The sequence below is a fragment of the Pseudomonas sp. genome (assembly GCF_040514055.1).
Classification (GTDB): Bacteria; Pseudomonadota; Gammaproteobacteria; order Pseudomonadales; family Pseudomonadaceae; genus Aquipseudomonas.
In genome coordinates this window covers 51,813-67,494 of record NZ_JBEVDL010000034.1, presented here as the reverse complement: position 1 = coordinate 67,494, position 15,682 = coordinate 51,813, and the positions used below count along the sequence as shown (strand labels likewise).

The following is a 15,682-nucleotide window of genomic DNA, read 5'->3' as shown; positions in this document are numbered from 1 at the left end:
CATGACCGCCGAGGTCGAGCGCCTGCTGCTGGCCCAGCAGCAGCGGGGCTTTCGCGGGCTGCGTTTTGCTCCCGAGCTGGAGTCCGCGTTCCTCGAACACCGGGTCCAACGCATGCGCCGGCGGCTGTTGCTGATTGCCAGCTCGGCCGTCCTGTTTCAGTTGGTCTACACCCTGCTGGACTTCGCCCTGATGCCCAACGCCGTGGCGTTGTCGGTGCTGCCACTGCGTCTGCTGGCCCTGGCCAGTCTGCTGCTGGCCTACCTGTACTGCCGCCGCCCGCAGAGTCCCGCGCGTCGCGCGCAGCGGCTGTATGGCCTGACTTATGTGATCAACGGCGCCAGCGTCGCCCTGATCGTTCACCTGTGTTGGGCCCAGGGCGTGGCCATGCCCTACGATGGCCTGTTCCTGCTGCTGCTGTTTGGCTATGTGCTGCTGGGCCTGTCGTTTCGCGCCGCCAGCCTGGCGGCCTGGGCCTTTTGTGGCCTGTTCCTGCTGCTCGGTCTGCTGCTGACCGATGCGGGGGCGAGCCTCGCCTACCAGGGACTCTTTCTCGGCTGCGCCAACCTGATCGGCAGTGTCGGCGCCTACCTGCAGGAGCAGGGCCAGCGCAGCGCCTGGCTCAATCTGCGGCTGCTGGACCTGGCGCGGTTGCGCGCCGAGGCCGACGACTCGCGCAAGTTGCGCCTGCTGGCGGCGGCCAGTCACGATTTGCGCCAGCCGCTCAATGCCATGGGGTTGTACGCCCAACATTTGCTCGAACAGGCCCAGGAGCCGGCCATCCGCCAGGTCTGCACCCGTCTCAGCACGTCCGTGGAGCAGCTCAGCCGGCTGTTGCAGTCGCTGCTCGACTACACCCGCCTGACCTTGCCGGGCGGGGTGCATGCGCGCCCCGAGGCGGTAAACCTGCAACCTCTGCTTGGCCGTCTGGTCGACGAGGCGCGGCTGGCCGCCGGCCCCGAGGGCACGCCGCTCGACCTCGACTGCCCGCCGCTCTGGGTGCGCAGCGACCCGCTGTTGCTCGAACGTCTGTTGCGCAACCTGCTGAACAATGCCCAGCGCCATGCCCAGGCCCGGCGGATCTGGTTGCGCGCCGAACGGCAAGACGACGCGGTGATGCTCGAGGTGGGCGACGACGGTCGCGGCCTGACGGCGGCGGAACAGCAGGTGGTGTTCGAGGAGTTCCGTCAGCTGGACAACCCGGGGCGCAATGTCGAACGCGGTCTGGGCCTGGGCCTGGCCATCGTCCGTCAACTGGCGGCGCTGCTCGAACACTCGCTGGTGTTGCAGTCGAGCCCGGGGCAGGGCGCGCGTTTTCGCCTGCGCCTGGCCCTCAGTGCCGCGGGCCCTGCCGCGCCAGCGCCGGTGCTCGGCAAGGCGCTGGACGGGCGGATTCTGCTGCTAGAGGACGACGCGGCGGGTCGTGAAGCGCTGGCTGGCTTACTGCAGCGCTGGGGCTGCGAGGTCTGGCCCTGCGCGGACCTGTCGGAGGCCCTCGGGGTGCTGGCAGAGGCCTTGCCGCAGCTGCTGATCAGTGACTACCGCCTGGCCGCGGCGGAAGACGGCCTGAGCGCCATCGAGGCCTTGCGCGAGCGAACCGGGCGGATGCTGCCGGCCGTGCTGATCAGTGCCGATGTCAGCCCCGAACTGCAGGAGCGCTGCTCCCTGGTCCATGTCACGCTGCTGGCCAAGCCGCTGCTGCCGGCGCGGCTGCGTCAGGCGCTGGGCTTGTTGCTGCCACCGGCCGTCACAGCCAGCCACGCTGCCGCGCCGCACTGACGCAGGCGGTGCGGGTGTGCACGTCGAGTTCCTGGAACAAGGCGCGCAGGTGGGTTTTCACCGTGTCTTCGGACAGGCCGATCTTGCGGCTGATGGCCTTGTTCGGCAGGCCTTCGGCGAGCAGCAGCAGGATATCGCGCTGGCGGGGCGTGGGGGCGCTGCCCGGCGCCTGCAGCGGTGCCGGCAGGGTCTCGCCAAGCAATACCCGGGTCACGGCCAGGCGCAGGTCCTCACCGTCGGCGCTTTTGCGAATAAAACCCAGGGCCCCTGCGGCCAGTGCGGCCTCGGCATCCTGGGCCGAATCGCTGGCGCTGAGGATCGCCACCGGGGTCATTCGCCCGGCCTGCTGCCAGCGTTGCAGCAGTTCCAGGCCCGGCAGATCGGGCAAGCGCAGGTCGAGCAGAATCAGGTCGAAATCACGCTGCTCCAAGCAGGTTTCGGCTTCGGCGGCGGTTTGTGCGGTATGGATCTGCAGGCCCGGGCTCAGCGGGCCGAGGGCCAGGCTCAGGCCGTCGAGGAAAATCCGATGGTCATCCACCAGCAACAGGCAGAGTTGTTCGGGCAGGGCAGTGCAGAGCGCTGTCATGGCGTACCTCGCGCGGCTTTTTCTTGTGGTTATGCTCGCCGCGCGAGTGTAGCGCAATCAGCCTTGGCTATCAGAAGCGGTAGGTGATTTGCGTGCCCAGACCGTGGGCACTGTTCTCGAACTTGGCGCTGTAGGCCGGCTGGAAATCCGATTCATGCTGGTCGATCGGCGCTTCGTTTTCCCGCAGGTAGGAGTAGGCGATATCCACCGTCAGGTCCGGGTTCGGTGACCAGCCGGCGCCAAGCGAGACGACCTTGCGGTTGCCCACCGGAATGCGCACGCTGCGCTGGGCATTGGTGGTCGGTGCGGCGTCCAGCGCCAAACCGGCACGCAACACCCATTGCGGGTTCAACTGGTAGGCGGCGCCCAAGGCGTAGGACCAGGTGTCTTCCCACTGCAGTTGTTCGGTCAGGGTGCCGAAACCCAGACTCTGGCCCAAGGCCGGTACGCCCTGGTTCTCCACCAGGATCTGTTCCAGGCGGCTCCAGCGGGTCCAGGTCGCGCCGCCGTAGAGGGTCCAGTGCTCGTCGAGTTGATGGGTCAGCGAGGTATCCACCGACTCCGGCAGGCTGATGTCCAGCCCCGCGTCATAGTTGCCATTGAGGTTCAGACCAGCCGGCGCGTTGCTGACCTGGGTATGGCCTTCCAGGCTGTAGTCGACCTTGGAGTGATAGGTCAGGCCCCATGCCGTGCTCGGGGTCAGGTCGACCAGCACGCCGAGGTTGTAGCCCAGCGCCGTGTCGTTGCCCTTGATACTGAGCTTGGTGTCGCGTTCGGCGCCCAGCAGGCCCTTGGTCGCCAGGTTGTTGGTCAGCTTGCCGTCGATGGTGTTGAAGGTCGGTCCGAAGCCGACGGAGACCCGCTCATTGACCTTGTAGCTGAGGGTGGGTTGCAGCGTCACCACCTGGACCTTGCTGTACAAGCCCTTGTAGCGGCCCTGGAAGCTCTTCTCGTAGTCGCTGATCACGCCGAAGGGCACGTAGAGGCCAAAACCGAAGTGCCAGTCGTCGTTCAGGGGCGTGGCGAAGTAACCGAAGGGTACGGCGGCGAACGGCACCATATCGCCTTTGTTGCTGCTGTCGGCTGGCCCCTGGGCATCGTGGATGTCCACGCTGGCATCGACCACGGCCATACCGCCGCTGACTTCCCGACGCTTCAGCTTGGCCAGCCCGGCCGGGTTGCCGAACACCGTGCTGGCATCCTGGGCGGAGGACGAACGGCCGGCGAAGGCGGTACCCATGCCACTGACGCTTTGCTCGTTAATGGCGATGCCGTTGGCCAGGCTGTGGCCGGCCACGGTGCCGATGGTCAGGGCGAGGGTGGTCTTGATCCAGGCGTGTTTCATCGGGAACTCCTGTGCAGGGAAGGCAGCGGGGGAGGCAAACTAGCAGAGTTCCCAGACCGCTGCCAACTACAGAAGCTTATGATTTATAAGGATATTGTCTGACAGTCTGACTGTTTTTAAGGGCCTTTTAGCGAGTACTGTGCAGTGCTCCGCAGTTGTCTCGCCAGGAGGCGAGAGCGGCGGGTGCGCGGCGCTGTCGGTGCGCCATCATCAGACTTGGGCCGGAGTCAGGCCACTTGCGGCAGGGTGCCGACGCAGCGCGACCAGGCATCGGTGAAATCCCGCAGGCGACCCTGGGGTTGGAATACCTGGCGCCACAGGCGCGCCAGCCCGAGCAGGTCGTCGGCGGCGGGCAGGGGGAGCTGTTCGGCCTCCACCAGCATCCAGGCGATGGCGGTGGCATAACGCAGGTTAACCGTCAGTTCCAGGTGCGGTGCGGCCAGGAAGGCGTGCTGGCTGGCGAGTCCGCGTACCTGGCTGGCCAGCTCGGGGTCACGGGCCAAGTGGCGGTCCCAGAGCAGCTGATGGCGGCGGGCGTCGATCCGGTAGAGGCCATGGCCACGGCGGTCGTCCAGAGCCCAGCCGAGGGCCGATTGGCTGGCCGCCGCCCCGAGCAACAAGGCTTCGGCACTGGCGTTATGCCGCCCCAGGTAAATCAGGGTGGGGCGGATCACGTGCTGGCTCAGTTCACTGGCGGCGATACCCATAAGGCCCTCACTGAAGAAGACCGGCCGGGACCTGGGTGCGTGGCAGCGCAGTTATGGACGTCGGTCCCGGCCGGAAGCGGTAGACCGCTTAACCTCAAGTGTAGTGGTATCTTTACGTCGTAAATGGCTGTTTTTAAATCGTTTCTATTGCCCGGTTATGACGCATATAGCGCATTGTGCTTAACCGCTACCTTCAGTCCATGGCTTCCAGGGCATCGAAGGCGGCTTCATGGCCCTGGGTCGCGGCCTTCTCATACCACTTGCGCGCTTCTTTGGGGTCGGCTTTCACCGAGTAACCCTTGGCGTAGAAATTGCCGACTTCGAATTGCGCATCCGGGTCGCCCTGGTCGGCGGACTTGCGGTACCAGACCAGGGCTTGAGCGTAATCCTGCTTGGTGCCGGTGCCTTCTTCATAGGACACCGCCAGGTTGTACTGCGCGTCACTGTCACCCTGTTTGGCGGACTGGGTGTACCAGTAGAAGGATTTTTCCTCGTCGATCTCGATGCCGGTGCCATTTTCGTAGGCGTGGGCCAGGTTGAACTGCGCGCAGACATGGCCTTGCTCGGCGGCCTTCTGGTACCACTGGGTGGCTTTGGTTTCGTCCTGCTTGAAACCTTCGGAGCCGGATTCATAGTTCCAGGCCAGGCTGAATTGCGCCGTGGCGTGGCCCTCTTTGGCTGCACGCAGCACATCGGTGCCCGTCAGATCCGAGTACTCATCTTCAATGGTGCAGGTTTCGCTCTCGAACTCGGCCGCGCCGGCAATGCCGCTGGCCAGGCTAAGGCAGAACAACAGGGGAGCAAGCCGTTTGGCGAGGGGAAAGTCCATTTCAAAGGCCTTTGAGAGTGATCAGTTGGGGGGCTGCGATTTTCCAAAAAACCGGCAAGCACGGCAATAGCATTTGGCTATGTTTTGTCCAGTTGTGACTGACTCGTCGCTCCGGGCCAAGCGTACCGTGCCGGATGCGGTCGCGGGCGGTCAGTGACCCTCGTCGAGCGGCGAGCAGCGCAGCTGCCACTCCAGGCGCAGAGACTCGCCGGGCTCGAGCAGGCGCAGGCCAGGCCGGCCAGGTAAATGGTGGGCATTGATCGGATGGCTGACCGGCTCCAGGCAGAAGAACGGCGCCGCGGCGGGGCAATACAGCAGGTAGTGGTCGGCGCCGCTGGCGGCACAGTCCAGGGCGTAGCCGAGGTCTGGTTGCAGGATCCGGCAGTGCCCGTTCCAGCCGCTGAAGCCGTGGTCGACCGTTGTCTCGGGCAGCGTACTCAGCTGGCGAAAATCCCAGGCCGCCGGCAGCTCGACCTGGCGGTGCGGCAACCGGCCGGGCTCGCCCACCCACACCTCCTTGGCCGCTGCCAGCAGGCGGGTCGCGGGGGTGCGCGGGAAGTAGGGGTGCAGCCCAAGGCCATGCCAAGCGCTGAAGGAGGCCCGATGGATGACGTCCAGGCGAATGTTCAGGCAGCCGCCCTGCAGGGTGAACACTTGCTCGGCGCGGTAAGCGAACGGCTGGTCGCTCTCCAGGCGCAGGTGCGCGCGTCGGGGGGCGTGCTTGATCACCTGCCAGGGTTGCTGCCAGGCGCTGCCATGCAGGGGATAAGGGTCATGGTCGGTGTTCGCCGCCAGGGCCAGCCAGCCCGACGGCAGGGCCATGCCGCCGTCGGCGATGCGGTTCGACCAGGGCGCCAGCGGGTAGCAGCCCAGTTGGCGAGGCAGGCCGCTGGCCAGCGCCTGTTCATTGGCATGGCGCAGCAGGGGCTGGCCGCCGGCAAGCAGCTGCCAGTTGGCGATGCTGCCGCCGCAGGCGGGCGCCAGGGTCAGGCGAGTCAGGCCGTCTGCGAGGGTCAAGAAGTCAGGGGACACGGCAACCTCCTGGAGCCTGAGTAAAGGCCCACGCACAGGCGCGGCCGTGGCGGTGTCATCGTACAACTGCCTGGGCTATCATAAGGGCCTTGCCCTTCAGCCGAGACCGAACACCGATATGGACACCCCGAGCCCCGAGCCGCGTGTGCGCAGAAAGCACCGCAGCCTTGCCCAGGAACTGGTGACTGAACTGTCCCAGCAGATCCGCGATGGGTTGATCAAGCGGGGTGACAAGTTGCCGACCGAGTCGGCCATCATGCTGACCCAGGGGGTCAGCCGCACCGTGGTGCGTGAGGCGATCTCCCGGCTGCAGGCCTCGGGGTTGGTGGAAACCCGCCACGGCATCGGCACTTTCGTGCTCGACACCCCCAGCCCCAGCGGCTTTCGCATCGACCCGGCGACCGTGGTCACCCTGCGCGACGTGATGGCGATTCTGGAGCTGCGCATCAGCCTGGAAGTGGAGTCCGCCGGCTTGGCCGCGGCGCGGCGCAGCACCGAGGAGCTGGCTTTGATGCGCGCGGCGCTGGACGGTTTTCATAACGCCGCCCATGCCAGCGATGCGGTGGTGTCGGACTTCCAGTTCCACCTGCAGATCGCCGAGGCCACCGGCAATCGCTATTTCACCGACATCATGACGCACCTGGGGACCAGCATCATCCCGCGTACCCGCTTGAACTCCGCGCGCATCGCCCACGACGACCAGCAGCACTACCTGGCGCGGCTGAGCCGCGAGCATGAGGAAATCTACGAGGCCATCGCCCGTCAGGACCCCGAGGCGGCGCGGGCGGCCATGCGTCTGCACCTGACCAACAGCCGCGAGCGCTTGCGCCGGGCCCACGAAGAAGCCGAAACCCCGGCCTGAGTCCCACTCCGGGGCCGGGGCGGAGTTTCCGCTCATCCTGGCGTGCGCCGGTAGGTCAGCAACAGGATCCCGGCGACCACGATCAGCGCGCCGAACAACTGGCCGCCGCTGAGCGTCTGGTCGAGGATCAGCCAGCCAAAGAACAGCCCCGCCACCGGTTCGACGTTCATCACCGGCGCATTGCGGCCGATGTCCAGGCGCGCCATGCAGCCGAACAGCAGGGAAAACGCCACCCCGTACAACAGCACCAGGCAGGCCAGCGCCCACCAGCCAGGCGCGGCCGTGGGCAAGCCCAGACCGCCAGGCAACAGGCCGCTGAGACCGGCCACCGCCGTGCTGAGAAACACCACCAGCAGCGTCAGGGTGCTGCGCAGGGTGCCGTTCAGCTGCTTCAAGCGGGTATCGGTGATGCGCAGCGCGCAGGCGAACACCGCGGCGGCCGTCAGGCCAAAGCCGATGCCCTGCCACCAGCGGGCGTCGGTCGTGCCTTGTCCGGCCAGGCGCGCGGGCACATCCAGGGCGAACACCAGGCCGACCAGGATCAGCCCCATCAGCAGCGCCGAGCGGCGACTCGGTGCGCCGCCGCCCAGGGCCCAGGTCAGCAGCGCCAGCAGGATCGGCGCCAGGTTCACCACCAGCAGCGCGAGCGCCACTGGAATCCGTGCCACGGCCGAATAGATGCAGAAACTCTGGATGGCAATCAGCAGCCCCGTCAGCAGCTGCCAGCGCCAGGTAGCCGCCGGCAGGCGCAGCGACTGGCGTTGCCACAACAGCAGGCCAGCGAGCACCAGCAGGGTTACCCCCGAACGGCAGAGGATCGCCAGCAGCAGGCCGGTGTCGTGGTCGAAGGCGATCCGTGCGGCGATATGGTTGGCGGCAAAGGCGCTGGCCAGCAAGGCCAACAGCAAAACGGCGAAGTGGCGCGGGAAGGGGGCGGAGGCGGGCATCAGCGGCGGGATTCCTTGGACCAATGGGAAACGCCGCCCCGGGCGGCGCGTCCCGGGGCGTCGAGGTTACAGCACCACGCTTGGCAGCCACAGCGAGATCGCCGGCACGTAGGTCACCAGCATCAGTACCAGGAACAGGGCGGCATAGAAGGGCAGCAAGGCCTTGACCGTGCTTTCGATGCTGACCTTGCCGACCGCCGCGCCGACGAACAGCACCGCGCCCACCGGTGGAGTGAGCAGTCCGATGCCCAGGTTCACCAGCATGATCATGCCGAAATGCACCGGGTCGACGCCGATGCCGAGGATCACCGGCATCAGGATCGGCGTCAGGATCAGGATCAACGGCGCCATGTCCATCACGGTGCCCAGCATCAGCAGCATGACATTGATGCACATCAGGATCACGTAGCGGTTGTCCGACAGGGTCAGGAACGCCGTGGTGATCTTCATCGGGATCTGCATCAGGGTCATGATATAGCCGAAGCTGGCGGCGAAGCCGATCAGGATCATCACGATGGAGATGGTCCGCACGGTGCGGTGCATCAGCTTGGGCAGCTCGCGCCACTTGTAGTCGCGGTAGATGAACATGGTGACGAAGAACGACCAGACCACGGCGATCGCCGCCGACTCGGTGGCGGTAAAGATCCCGGAGAGGATGCCGCCGAGGATGATCACCATGGCCATCAGGCCCCAGAGCGCCTCGCCGGCGATTTTCAGTGCCTGGCGCAGCGGTATCACTTCACCCTTGGGGTAGTTGCGTTTGCGCGCGAAGATCAGGCACAGGCCCATCATCACCGCGCTGAGCAACAGGCCCGGCATCACCCCGGCCATAAACAGCGAGGCGATCGACACCGTGCCGCCGGCGGCCAGGGAGTAGAGCACCGAGTTGTGGCTGGGCGGGGTCAGCAGCGCCTGCACCGAACCGCTGACGGTGACCGCGGTGGAAAAATCCCGGGGGTAGCCGTTCTTGACCATTTCCGGGATCAGCACCGAACCGACCGAGGCGGTATCGGCCACCGAGGAACCGGAGATGGCGCCGAAGAAGGTCGAGGCGACGATATTGACCAGCGACAGGCCGCCGCGCACGAAACCCACCAGCACCCCGGCGAATGCCACCAGCCGTCTGGACATGCCGCCTTCGGCCATGATTGCCCCGGCCAGGACAAAGAACGGAATGGCCATCAGGGAGAACTTGTTGACGCCCCCCGCGACCTGGATCATCAGGGCATCGAACGGAATATCGATCCACCAGGCGCCGATCAGCGCCGACAGCCCCAGGGCGTAAGCCACCGGCATGCCCAGCAGGATCAGGACGATAAAACTGCCCAACAGGATTAGCGCGTCCATTTAAGCGGCACCTTCGTTTTCTTCGACCAGGTCGAAACGTACGACCCGGCGGTTGCTCTGGTCGCCCAGAAAGAGTTTTTCCAGCACGAAGACCAGGGTCAGCAGGCCGCCGAGGGGGATCGGCGCATAGGTGAGGCCGACTCGCAGGGTCGGCATCGCACTCATGTACTGGCCCCAGGTGGCCTTGCACAGCGAATAGCCCTTGATGGTCATAAACAGGCAGATGACCGCCATCAGCAGCTGCACCAGGATGGCGGCAGAGGCCTTCAGCGGCGGGGGCATCCGGTCGGTCACCATGGCCACCGCCATATGCGCGCCGGCCCGGTAGCTGGCGGCGGCGCCGATAAAGGTGAACACCACCATCAGCAAAATGGCGGTCGGCTCGGGCCAGCTGGAACCGGTGCCCAGTACGTAACGGGCAAAGATGCCCCAGGGGATGATCAGGGTCATGGTCAGCACGGCCAGGCCGGCGACCCAGATGCAGGCCATGTAGAGCCTGTCGTTAAACTGCAGCAGCGTACTTCTCATGGGGCTTCACCACGCTCGCAGCGCCCGGGTCTGTACCCGGCGCCGCGGCATTATCAGAGTGACGGGATTACTGCACGGCCTCGATACGCTTGATCATCGCGGCGTAGGGCGCGCCGTACTGGGCGCGGACCGACGCGGTGGCGTCGTAGAAGGGCTTTTTGTCGACCGTGATGAACTCGACGCCGGCCGCCTTCAGCTTGGCTTCGCTGCTGGCGGACTTGGCGTCCCACAACACCCGCTCTTCCTGTTGTGCTTCCTTGGCCACCTTGGTCACCAGGGCTTGCTGCTCGGGGGTCAGCTTCTCCCAGGTGGCCTTGGACATCACCAGCGGCTCGGGCAGGATCAGGTGGCCGGTCAGGCTGTAGTACTTGGCGTTCTGGTAGTGGTTGTGCTCGAGCATGGTCGGCGGGTTGTTTTCCGCGCCATCGATCACGCCGGTCTGCAGGGCGCTGAAGATCTCGCCGGTGTCCATGGCGAGGCCGTTGCCGCCCATGGCGTTGATGGTGTCGATAAACAGTGGGTTGCCCTGCACGCGGATCTTCATGCCCTTGAGGTCCTCGAGGGTGCGCACCGGCTTCTTGCTGTAGATGTTGCGGGTGCCGCCGTCCATCCAGGCCAGTGCCACCAGGTTGAATTCGGACTGGGTGATCTTGTCGAGGATCTCCTGGCCGATCTCGCCGTCGATGACCTTGCGCATATGGGCCTGGTCGCGAAAGACGAACGGCATGTTGAAGACATTGACGTCCGGCACCACCGGCCCGACCACGCCGAGACTGACACGGGCCATCTGCACGGCGCCGAGCTGGGCCTGTTCGATGACTTCCTTCTCTGAGCCGAGCACGCCGCCAGCGAACATGCGGAAGGTCAGCTCGCCATTGCTGGCGGCGACCAGTTTTTTACCCATGTTCTCCTCGGCCACCACCGTTGGATAGCCGGCCGGGTGGATGTCGGCGAACTTGATGTCCAGCGCCTGTGCCAAGCCCGACAGGCTGAAGGCGACAGGCACGGCGAGGGTGAGCAGGGTGCGTTTGACGTTCATCGGTGGTTCTCCGGTCTTGTTTTTGTGATGTCGGTGTTGGGTGGATGCAGTGATCAGGTTCAGCCGTGAAAGCAGGTCTCCTCCAGGCCGCTGACCCCCGCTTGCAGGGCGAACACCGCCCCGGCCAGGGGCTGGTCGGTCAGGTCGCCGTCGGGGCGAATGGAGGTGACGTACAGGGTGTCCAGGCGGCTGCCGCCGAAGGCGCACATGGTCGGTTTTTTCACCGGCACGGCCAGCGAACGGTCGAGTTTTCCGTTCGGGGTGAAGCGGTGCACCAGGCCGGCATCATTGGCGCAGATCCAGTAGCCACCGTCGGCGTCGACCGCGGCACCGTCGGGGCGGCCGGGGTGCTGGCGCATGTCGACGAACAGGCGACGATTGCTCGGCGTGCCGCTGTCGATGTCGTAATCGAAGGCCCAGATGGCCTGCACGCTGGGATGCGAGTCGGACAGGTACAGGGTGCGACCGTCCGGGCTGAAGGCCAGACCGTTGGGCACGATCAAATCGCCCAGGTGGACGGTCAGCGCGCCGCCCTGGCCGCCGTCGTAGCGGTAGAGGCTGCCCACTGGCAGTCCCGCGGCCATGTCCAGCAGCATGCTGCCGACCCAGAAACGCCCCTGGCGGTCGCAGCGCCCATCGTTGCAACGCATGCCCGATACGGCGTGGGGGGTGTCGATCAGCGCCTGGCTGGCCAGGCTGCCATCGGCCTGCGGACGCAGCCCGAACAACCCGCTCTGCATGCCGCCCAGCCAGCTGCCGTCGGCGCGGCGGGCAATGCAGCCGAGCATTTGTTGCCCTTGCCAGCTGCTGGCACCGCTGGCGGCACTCCAGCGGTGCAGGCGGCCGGCGGGAATATCCACCCAGTACAGCGCCTGTTCCTGGGCTACCCAGACCGGGCTTTCGCCCACGGCGTTGCGGGCATCGACGAGCAATTCTGCGTGCATGGCCTGTGTCTCTTGTTGTTATCTGGATCGAAGCGCCGGGTACGCCAGGGCGTGGGCTCAGTCGAAGGGGCCCGCCGCGATAAAGGCACCGCCCTGGTAGACCCGCGCCGGGTCGTCGGCGGCCGGCAGGGGCTGCGCCTCGACCTGCTGGCGAAAGCGCTCCGAGCTGTCCTGGGCTTCGAACCCGAGGTGGCCCGCCAGGTGGTTGTCCCACCAGACCTCGCGGTTCGCCGACATCCCGTAGACCAGGGTGTGGCCGACATCGGGGGTGTACAGCGCGCGTTCGATCAGCCGCGTCAGGTCGTCATAGCTGAGCCAGGTGCTGAGCATTCGGCGGTTGTGTGGTACCGGAAAGGAAGAGCCGATGCGCAGGCTGACGGTCTCGATGCCGTAGCGGTCGAAGTAGAAACTCGCCAGGTCTTCGCCATAGGCCTTGGACAGCCCGTAGTAGCCGTCGGGGCGACGCGCCGAATGGGCATCGAGGATCTCGCCCTGCTTGTAGAAGCCGATCACGTGGTTGGAACTGGCGAACACCACCCGTTTGACGCCGTGCCGACGGGCCGCTTCATAGATATGGAATACCCCACAGATATTGGCGCCGAGGATCTCCTCGAACGAGCGCTCCACCGACACGCCACCGAAATGCAGGATGGCCTCGACGCCGTCGACCAGTTGGTCAACCGCCGCCTTGTCGGCCAGGTCGCAATGCACCACTTCCTCGTGGGGGCCGCGGGCGGCGGTCAGCGGGGCGATATCGGAAAGGCGCAGCACCTCGGTATAGGGCTGCAGGCGCTCGCGCAGCACCTGGCCGAGGCCACCGGCGGCGCCGGTCAGCAGCAGGCGTTTAAAGGGAATGGCGGCAAGGGTGGTGGTCATGGTGGGGCCCTGAAGCTGAATTATTATTATGATGTGTTATCGGTTGTCGTATGACATCGTCCGATTATCATCAGCCATTCACCTGCTGTCAACGCGACTTAGGGGGAATATTCAGCGGATTCATCATCCGCGACTCGTCGCCTTTATACCCGGCTATTCGCCATGCGGCGGCGGTCTTATAAGGCTTTCGCTGACGTCAAGGCGCGACATCGGGCTGCGAGGGGTTTGCAGTGGGAGTCCACCAAGAGGGAGTGGTATTTCTTAATGTTGTACGATAACGTATCTCTTCGCGGGCAATCATCGCCTCCGTACCCATCACATGTTGCACAGGGTGTTCGCACAATGAATCCACAAGAACTGAAGTCCATCCTCTCGTCCGGCCTGCTGTCGTTCCCGCTGACCGACTTCGATGCCGCTGGCGATTTCGATGCCGCCAGCTACGCCCGCCGCCTGGAGTGGCTGAGCCCCTATGGCGCGACCGCCTTGTTCGCCGCCGGCGGCACCGGTGAGTTTTTCTCCCTGGCGGCCAACGAATACGCCTCGGTGATCAAGACCGCGGTGGACACCTGCGCTGGCGGTGTACCGATTCTCGCCGGCGTGGGTGGTTCGACCCGCCAGGCCATCCAGTACGCCCAGGAAGCGGAACGCCTGGGGGCCAAGGGTCTGCTGCTGTTGCCGCATTACCTGACCGAAGCCAGCCAGGAAGGGGTTGCCGCCCACGTCGAGCAGGTCTGCAAGTCGGTGAAGATCGGCGTGGTGGTCTACAACCGCAACGTCTGCCGCCTGACCGCGGCGCTGCTGGAGCAACTGGCCGAGCGTTGCCCGAACCTGATCGGTTACAAGGATGGCCTGGGCGACATCGAACTGATGGTGTCGATCCGTCGCCGCCTGGGCGACCGCTTCAGTTACCTCGGTGGCCTGCCGACCGCTGAGGTCTATGCCGCGGCCTACAAGGCCCTGGGCGTGCCGGTGTATTCCTCGGCGGTGTTCAACTTCATCCCGAAAACCGCGATGGATTTTTACGGCGCCATCGCCCGGGAAGACCAGGCCGCGGTTGGCCAGATCATCGATGACTTCTTCCTGCCCTACCTGGAGATCCGCAACCGCTGCGCGGGTTATGCCGTGAGCATCGTCAAGGCCGGCGCGCGGATCGTCGGCCACAGCGCCGGCCCGGTCCGCGCGCCGTTGACCGAGCTGCGGGCGGACGAATACGAAAAGCTGGCCGCCTTGATCCATGCCCAGGGTGCGCAGTAACCCCGGCCTTTTACTTCACCGCTCGCCGGCGAGCGGTATCCCCTGAGGAGGCCTTCAGTGGCTAACGTACAACGCTTCGACAATTTTATCGGCGGTCAATGGCTGGCCGGCGAGAGCTATTCGAGCAATATCAACCCTTCGGACCTGTGCGATGTCATCGGCGAATACGCCCAGGCCGATGCGCTGCAGGTCAAGCAGGCGGTCGCCGCCGCCCGTGCCGCCTTCCCGGCCTGGTCGACGTCGGGCATCCAGGCGCGCAGCGATGCCCTGGACAAGGTCGGCAGCGAGATCCTCGCCCGCCGCGAGGAGCTCGGCATCCTCTTGGCGCGAGAAGAGGGCAAGACCCTGCCCGAGGCCATCGGCGAAGTGAGCCGTGCCGGCAATATCTTCAAGTTCTTCGCCGGCGAATGCCTGCGCCAGTCCGGCGATTTGCTGACCTCGGTGCGCCCTGGCGTGTCGGTGGAAGTGACCCGCGAGCCGCTGGGCGTGGTGGGGCTGATCACCCCATGGAATTTCCCCATCGCCATTCCCGCCTGGAAAGTAGCGCCGGCCCTGGCCTACGGCAACTGCGTGGTGCTCAAGCCCGCCGATCTGGTCCCGGGCTGTGCCTGGGCGATCGCCGAGATCATTTCCCGCGCCGGTTTTCCGGACGGGGTGTTCAACCTGGTGATGGGCAGCGGCCGGGTGGTCGGTGAGACCCTGGTGCAGCACCCGCAGGTCGACGGCATCAGCTTTACCGGGTCGGTGGGGGTCGGCCGCGGCATCGCCGCCAGTTGCGTGGCCCGCCAGGCCAAGGTCCAGTTGGAAATGGGTGGCAAGAATCCCCAGGTGATCCTTGACGACGCCGACCTCAAGGTGGCCGTCGAGCTGGCCGTGCAAAGTGCGTTCTATTCCACCGGCCAGCGTTGCACCGCCTCCAGCCGGTTGATCGTCACCGCCGGTATCCACGACCGTTTCGTCGAGGCCATGGTCGAGCGGATGAAGTCGATCAAGGTTGGCCATGCCTTGGAGAAGGGTGTGGACATCGGCCCGGTGGTCTCCCAGGCGCAGCTCGACCAGGACCTCAGGTATATCGAGATCGGTAAACAGGAAGGGGCACGCCTGGTGGCGGGCGGCGAACGGGTGAGCTGCGCGAAAGACGGCTATTACCTGGCGCCCACCCTGTTCGCCGACAGCAGCGCCGAGATGCGCATCAGCCGCGAAGAAATCTTCGGGCCGGTGGCCAATATCGTCAAGGTCGCCAATTACGAGGCGGCGCTGGCCCTGGCCAATGACACCGAATTCGGCCTGTCCGCCGGCATCTGCACCACCTCGCTGAAGTACGCCAACCACTTTAAGCGCCACGTCCAGGCCGGCATGGTGATGGTCAACCTGCCCACCGCCGGGGTCGACTATCACGTGCCGTTCGGCGGGCGCAAAGGCTCGTCCTATGGCAGTCGTGAGCAGGGAAAGTACGCCCAGGAGTTCTATACCACGGTGAAAACCACCTATATCGGCTAACAGGCGGTCGATAACTGGCTGCGTTGCCGATACGGCGTTAAAAACAGGCTCGGCGGCCTCGCCTAGGTTTTTCAGCGGCCTATTAAAACAACCGCACGCGCCATGTTGC

15 protein-coding genes are annotated in these 15,682 nt (G+C 65.4%); 4 read left to right on the top strand and 11 right to left on the bottom strand.

Annotated features, from left to right (window positions below):
• Position 1 precedes the first annotated feature (1 nt).
• Positions 2 to 1,777 carry a hybrid sensor histidine kinase/response regulator gene (locus tag ABWY06_RS08435; protein ID WP_353925122.1) on the top strand — a complete coding sequence of 592 codons (1,776 nt, stop codon included), beginning with the start codon at positions 2 to 4 and terminating at the stop codon, positions 1,775 to 1,777.
• Here ABWY06_RS08435 and ABWY06_RS08430 read toward each other — a convergent pair.
• The 5 genes from ABWY06_RS08430 to ABWY06_RS08410 all read right to left on the bottom strand — a co-directional run bounded on the left by ABWY06_RS08430 (position 1,746) and on the right by ABWY06_RS08410 (position 6,276).
• Positions 1,746 to 2,363: a response regulator transcription factor gene (locus tag ABWY06_RS08430; RefSeq protein WP_353925121.1), complete on the bottom strand. Its 618-nt coding sequence runs from the start codon at positions 2,361 to 2,363 to the stop codon at positions 1,746 to 1,748. The two genes, ABWY06_RS08435 and ABWY06_RS08430, sit on opposite strands and share 32 nt — an antisense overlap.
• A 70-nt stretch (positions 2,364 to 2,433) precedes the next feature.
• Positions 2,434 to 3,708, bottom strand: a complete 1,275-nt coding sequence (locus tag ABWY06_RS08425) for an outer membrane protein transport protein (protein WP_353925120.1) — start codon at positions 3,706 to 3,708, stop codon at positions 2,434 to 2,436.
• 227 nt (positions 3,709 to 3,935) lie between these two features.
• Positions 3,936 to 4,415 carry a hypothetical protein gene (locus ABWY06_RS08420; protein ID WP_353925119.1) on the bottom strand — a complete coding sequence of 160 codons (480 nt, stop codon included), beginning with the start codon at positions 4,413 to 4,415 and terminating at the stop codon, positions 3,936 to 3,938.
• Between the two features lie 193 nt (positions 4,416 to 4,608).
• Entirely contained in the window at positions 4,609 to 5,244 is a 636-nt protein-coding gene (locus ABWY06_RS08415; RefSeq protein WP_353925118.1) for a tetratricopeptide repeat protein, read from the bottom strand.
• Between the two features lie 150 nt (positions 5,245 to 5,394).
• Positions 5,395 to 6,276, bottom strand: coding sequence for an aldose 1-epimerase (locus ABWY06_RS08410; RefSeq protein ID WP_353925117.1), 882 nt, complete (start codon positions 6,274 to 6,276; stop codon positions 5,395 to 5,397).
• 118 nt (positions 6,277 to 6,394) lie between these two features.
• Here ABWY06_RS08410 and ABWY06_RS08405 point away from each other — a divergent pair, with 118 nt between their 5' ends.
• Entirely contained in the window at positions 6,395 to 7,138 is a 744-nt protein-coding gene (locus ABWY06_RS08405; RefSeq protein WP_353925116.1) for a FadR/GntR family transcriptional regulator, read from the top strand.
• Between the two features lie 32 nt (positions 7,139 to 7,170).
• On the opposite strand, the gene ABWY06_RS08400 is transcribed toward ABWY06_RS08405, so the two are convergent.
• The 6 genes from ABWY06_RS08400 to ABWY06_RS08375 all read right to left on the bottom strand — a co-directional run bounded on the left by ABWY06_RS08400 (position 7,171) and on the right by ABWY06_RS08375 (position 12,819).
• Positions 7,171 to 8,085 carry an EamA family transporter gene (locus tag ABWY06_RS08400; protein ID WP_353925115.1) on the bottom strand — a complete coding sequence of 305 codons (915 nt, stop codon included), beginning with the start codon at positions 8,083 to 8,085 and terminating at the stop codon, positions 7,171 to 7,173.
• 66 nt (positions 8,086 to 8,151) lie between these two features.
• A complete protein-coding gene (locus tag ABWY06_RS08395) occupies positions 8,152 to 9,432 on the bottom strand; it encodes a TRAP transporter large permease (RefSeq protein WP_353925114.1) in 1,281 nt (426 codons plus the stop codon).
• Positions 9,433 to 9,960 (bottom strand): TRAP transporter small permease, encoded by a 528-nt coding sequence (locus ABWY06_RS08390; protein ID WP_353925113.1) that lies wholly within the window; start codon positions 9,958 to 9,960, stop codon positions 9,433 to 9,435.
• Between the two features lie 67 nt (positions 9,961 to 10,027).
• Complete coding sequence (locus tag ABWY06_RS08385; RefSeq protein WP_353925112.1) at positions 10,028 to 10,999, bottom strand: TRAP transporter substrate-binding protein; 972 nt, start codon at positions 10,997 to 10,999, stop codon at positions 10,028 to 10,030.
• A 59-nt stretch (positions 11,000 to 11,058) separates the two neighbouring features.
• On the bottom strand, positions 11,059 to 11,943 hold the full coding sequence (locus ABWY06_RS08380; RefSeq protein ID WP_353925111.1) for an SMP-30/gluconolactonase/LRE family protein: 885 nt from the start codon (positions 11,941 to 11,943) through the stop codon (positions 11,059 to 11,061).
• A 57-nt stretch (positions 11,944 to 12,000) separates the two neighbouring features.
• Entirely contained in the window at positions 12,001 to 12,819 is an 819-nt protein-coding gene (locus ABWY06_RS08375) for an NAD-dependent epimerase/dehydratase family protein (protein WP_353925110.1), read from the bottom strand.
• 342 nt (positions 12,820 to 13,161) lie between these two features.
• Here ABWY06_RS08375 and kdgD point away from each other — a divergent pair, with 342 nt between their 5' ends.
• Together kdgD and ABWY06_RS08365 are read left to right on the top strand one after the other, a co-directional pair.
• The gene (gene kdgD / locus ABWY06_RS08370; protein ID WP_353925109.1) at positions 13,162 to 14,073 is read left to right on the top strand and encodes a 5-dehydro-4-deoxyglucarate dehydratase; all 912 of its coding nucleotides are present in this window, start codon (positions 13,162 to 13,164) and stop codon (positions 14,071 to 14,073) included.
• Positions 14,074 to 14,130: 57 nt separating this feature from the next.
• Entirely contained in the window at positions 14,131 to 15,573 is a 1,443-nt protein-coding gene (locus ABWY06_RS08365) for an aldehyde dehydrogenase family protein (protein WP_353925108.1), read from the top strand.
• Positions 15,574 to 15,682: the final 109 nt, after the last annotated feature.